Source organism: Mycobacterium sp. (assembly GCF_049278535.1).
Lineage (GTDB): Bacteria > Actinomycetota > Actinomycetes > Mycobacteriales > Mycobacteriaceae > Mycobacterium.
Genome location: NZ_JBAPMI010000134.1, coordinates 1 through 4,440, shown reverse-complemented (window position 1 = coordinate 4,440; position 4,440 = coordinate 1). Strand labels below are relative to the sequence as shown.

Here is a 4,440-nt window from a genome sequence, read left to right as displayed (position 1 = left end):
CGCCCGCGCCCCCGGCCCCGCCCGCGCCACCGTTACCGCCGGCGCCGCCCTTGCCACCGGCGCCGCCTTTGCCACCGGTACCGGCGTTGCCGTTGTCACCCGGCGCTCCGTTGCCGCCATCACCGCTCGGATCGTAGGCTGCGGCGCGGTCACCACCGTGATGGACCATGGCCGGGCCGCTGGCGGTGTAGGCGGTAGGCGCGGCGGCCAGCGAAGTCGTCGCCGCAGCCAAGATCAGGCCGGCAGCCGCACTCAGGCCTAAGAGGTGGTATGGATTGACGTTGCGCGATCTGCGATTCCGCGTGCCACAGCTTCGAGCCATTGGTCTACCTCCATGCGAGCGGCCTTTATCAGTTGCCGTAAACGTAGTTCCACAAACGGGGGAGGGTTGCCAAACCTCCGAATTCAATTCGTCCTTAAGCTGGAATGCGACGGCCAGCGACCGACCCCCGGGTCTCGTCAGATGCAATGAGTAGGGCGGGTTCTCGCCCCGCGAGGTGCCTAGGGGTTGTTGCGCGGAGATGGACCGCTCACCGTCAGCGGGAGCGATACAGCTCCTGCTGGACCACTCATCGCGACGACCCAGCGACCATTCAGATTCAAAGTAAGTCGGAACTTGAAGCAGGCAAAACCCACATCCGCGTTCGCTAAGTTCGCAGGCAGCTCGCGGTGCATATGCAGGGGTTCTCCACCCTTGGGTGGCGAGACCTCTATGACGACCAGGCGATCTGCACCGGCGCTGCTTTCGGCGTCTCGTTGCGTCAACACCACGATGTGAAACTGCGCTACTCGGTCAGGGCCGACTTTGTAGTTGGAGATCACGCCGCCGGTTACATTCAGCTTGTTGTCTACCGCATCGACCTTCTCGGCCAGGAACGCCCCGCTTATCCTCACGCTTCCCAGTATGCGTAAATACTGGTGCGCGGTACTGGGATTGAACCAGCTCGTAAACGAGTTGTCATGAATTTTCGGGGGCTGAGAACGGCATTGAGTGAGTCGTCAGCGAGAAAAAACCTTCGGCCACAGCGTATTCCGTCAAACACTGGCTGGCGGCTATCGGTTATGCGCACAACGTGTCGAGCTGGGCGATTTGATCGTTCAAGTCTTTGCGGATTGCATTTTGAATATCAGGCCCGGCGTCGGTCAGGTAATTGATTCCCAGCTGTTGGATGGTATTGGCCATCGCGGTGGCGGCGTTGACGAGATCGGCCGGCGCCGCAGTGTTCGCGTCGAGGCGATCCTGCAGGTATGTGCCACCCCCGATCAGGGCCAAACGTGCGTTGGCGGCAATAGCGAGTTGGAGGTCTGGGTTTGGGCTTTGCAGGTGGGTATTGATCACGACGGCTTTATGGGCGGCGGCATAGGCGACGCACACGTTCACTTTTGCGTCGCCGCCTTGCTGGGAGCGGGTGGCACCGTGGTGTGCCGGGTGGAAATACGCCAGGGCGGCAAGAGCCGCCGCGATCACCGCGATCGCCAGGGCCACGTACGCGGGCAGCCGCGAAGGGTCTGACCAGCGTGGGACAGGCTTGTTGGAAGAAGACTCTTCCTCGGAGGAGGCATGCTTCTGGCTTCCGGTGGGGGCGGATTCCGGGAGAGGCCTGTCAGACATTCAACGAGGATATCGCGCACCGTTGTTGTTGGTAGGGCATTTGCGAAATGACCTTGGCTGCAATGAGTCTGCCGCAGGTTGCGTCCAACAGATGTTGTACAGGGCCGGCGTTATATTGGGTGATCGGTGATCGGTGATCGGTGATCGGTGATCGGTGATCGGTGATCAGTTGATGGCCACGGCCAGGAAGTCCAGGCGCCACAACGCCGTGAATAGCTTGCGGGCGAAAGTCTCCACGTCGGCCACGCTGCCTCTCGACGAAGCTTCTCCATGCACGGACGCGGCGATTTCTCGAATCGTGCGCTGACCATCGACCTGTTGCAGGAAAGGCAACTGGGCCGAATTCAGCGTTGTCCGCCAGTCCGATCGGTAAATCTCGTTGCCGGATAAGCCGCAGCGCATTCGCATCAAGGGGACGTAGTCGAGGCAGGCATGCGTCGAAAAGTCAATCGCGTAAGATGCTTTCGGCCGATCTGCACGACATGCCATGAAGAAGTGACAGGCGTTGAGGGTGTTGAGACGTTCGTTCGCCGACCACAACGCCGGCTCCGGCAGCGCGTCAATCGCCGGATAGACCTTGTTGGGCGCCGCGAACAGATCGTGCGGATAATACGGCGCTTTGTTGAACCAACCCTGAAAGACGAGCCCGGCCCTGGTAACCAGGTCGATGCAGTCATCGACGGTGTAGCTACGCTCGCGACCATGCAGGAAGGTATCCACCAGAACCGCATCGGACTGCAGATTTCGGGCCAGCTTTAGATAGGGCTGCACCAGGTGATCGACCGAGAGCAACGACAGCGTCTCGCGCACCATTGCGATCGAGGATTCGTTTTGGCCGAGCCCCAAGTCACGAAAGAACGACTGCAACAACTCAAGTCCGGCTCGGCCGTACTTGGCATACAGCATCAGACCCATGGCGCCGTCGGGTCGCAGACAACTCGCCACGGCATTCATTCCCGCCTGCGGATCGGCCAGGTGATGCAGGACACCGGTCGACACGATCAGGTCGAAATCTAGGCCCAGCGAAGGAAGTTCCTCGATCGGCAGCAGGCGCAACTCCAGGTTGTACAGCCCGTGCTTGTCTTTGAGGTACTGCTGATGATCCAGCGACGGCTGACTGATATCGACCGCTACCACTTTTGCGTCGGGGTTCATGAACGCGAAGACCGCCGCCTGGTTCGTGCCGCAGCCGGCTATCAAGACATCAAGATCAGACTTGTATTCGCGGTCCGGCCACAACACTCGGTGCGCATGGCTGGGGTCGAACCACTCCCAATTGTTGGCCAGCCATACTTCCAGGTCCTCTATCGGTTGCGGATACCTGTAGCGCTCGTACTGGCGCGTGACCACATCGGCACTCGGATCGTCGTTCACGTCCGCACTGACTCCTTCAGAGTGAACCGCCGAGGCATACTGCAGAATAGGCGGAGTTTAGTCGAGACACGTTGAGTCCGTGGGCAGTTGCGGCGCCACAACCATTGCAACCAGATCGACGACACCTCACACGATCTGCAGACCTTCAGGAACATTCTGCGGATCGCGCCAAAAGGCGTCGTTGACAAATCGCTTGAACAGGTCCGGCGGCAGCAAGCTGGGGCGCGGGTCGGCCTTGATCTCACTGCGCACGGTGTGCAGCCCCGGAGTACCGGCACGTTCGTCGAATCCGGTGACGTCGTAGTCGATGTGGTCGAAGTCGTGCTCGAATGCCGGCTCGCCCAGAAAAGCGTAAATGGCGTGCATTGTCTTGGCCGGGTCGGTGGTCAGGGTTTCGTATTGCACCAGCAACAGGCGCTCCTTTTGCGCGCCGTAGCAGGCCTGTTTGAGCGCATCGTAGGGAGCGCCGACCATGCCATCGGGCCCAACCACACCATTGGCGCGGGTATAGACCGTGCCGCCGGCACTGTAGTTGAAGATCGACGACGGGCTAAAGACATTGCGCTGCACCAACCGCTCGATGCTGTCGACTACCCACGCCAGGTCACGCACGCAGGCAATCACTTTCGCGTCGGGGAACAGCCGCGCAATCGCCGGCATCCACGCGCACCAGGCCCGGTTGGTGTCAAAGATGACCTCGGCGGTGCTGTCGGCGTAGAAGTTGCCGAACAACCCATGCAGGATGCGCTGCCGCTTGGCGTCATCGATGAAAATCGAATACTCGTTGCGTGCGCTCATCTCGCTCAGCAGGGCACCGAACAGCCCGGCCAGCGGACCCGACATACCGGCCTCAAAACGCGGGTTCTGTCGCAGCAGCGCGGCCAGCAGCGTCGACCCGGAACGCGGCAGGCCCGAAATGAAGTGGATGGCTGCCATCGGCACTCCTCATCTGGCCGGGTGATGTTGACTGCGGAATCGAGCAATTGATCTCCGAAGACATTAACTGAGTGGGCACTTGAGGCGCGAGAGTTTCCGACTGGGAGGCGAGAGACGTCGAACTTCCTAGTCGCGCCAGACCTCGCGAATCCTGACCGGGCACCCGAATTGCATACTGCGTCCAACGGATTTCGCCGTTCCGGGCGCAGCAGCGAACGGCGTCGAGCGCAAACCGCGGCCCAGGGAGCCCCTGAGCCGCGGTTTCCGCAGGTGTCTACGGATTGTTGCCGCCTGGTGTACCGATAACGGACGTTCCGTCGAGGTTATCGGTGTTTTGAGCCAGCACGTCTGCCTCACCACCGGTGCCGCCCGTGTGGCCAGCGCCGGTGTCGGTGCCGCCGTTGCCGCCGGTGGCAGTGGCACCGTTCGCGGACGGATGGTCGGCGGCCGTGCCGGTGCTGTTGAGCCCCGCCTCGACGTTGCCCTGGCCACCCGCGCCGCCGGTGCCACCGGCACTG

General features: G+C 61.4%; 5 protein-coding genes and 1 pseudogene. All 6 read right to left on the bottom strand.

What is annotated here, in order from left to right; all coding sequences use genetic code 11:
* Positions 1-322, bottom strand: a 322-nt coding sequence (locus WAO18_RS08725) for a hypothetical protein (protein WP_422205588.1), incomplete at its 3' end; no start/stop codon positions are given.
* A gap of 179 nt (positions 323-501) precedes the next feature.
* Complete coding sequence (locus WAO18_RS08720) at positions 502-894, bottom strand: hypothetical protein (RefSeq protein ID WP_422205586.1); 393 nt, start codon at positions 892-894, stop codon at positions 502-504.
* 166 nt (positions 895-1,060) lie between these two features.
* Positions 1,061-1,612 (bottom strand): hypothetical protein, encoded by a 552-nt coding sequence (locus WAO18_RS08715; RefSeq protein ID WP_422205584.1) that lies wholly within the window; start codon positions 1,610-1,612, stop codon positions 1,061-1,063.
* A gap of 165 nt (positions 1,613-1,777) precedes the next feature.
* Positions 1,778-2,986, bottom strand: a complete 1,209-nt coding sequence (locus WAO18_RS08710; protein WP_422205582.1) for a class I SAM-dependent methyltransferase — start codon at positions 2,984-2,986, stop codon at positions 1,778-1,780.
* Between the two features lie 126 nt (positions 2,987-3,112).
* A complete protein-coding gene (locus WAO18_RS08705) occupies positions 3,113-3,922 on the bottom strand; it encodes a sulfotransferase family protein (RefSeq protein WP_422205580.1) in 810 nt (269 codons plus the stop codon).
* A 274-nt stretch (positions 3,923-4,196) separates the two neighbouring features.
* Positions 4,197-4,440: pseudogene (locus WAO18_RS08700) on the bottom strand (hypothetical protein); the annotation flags it as partial.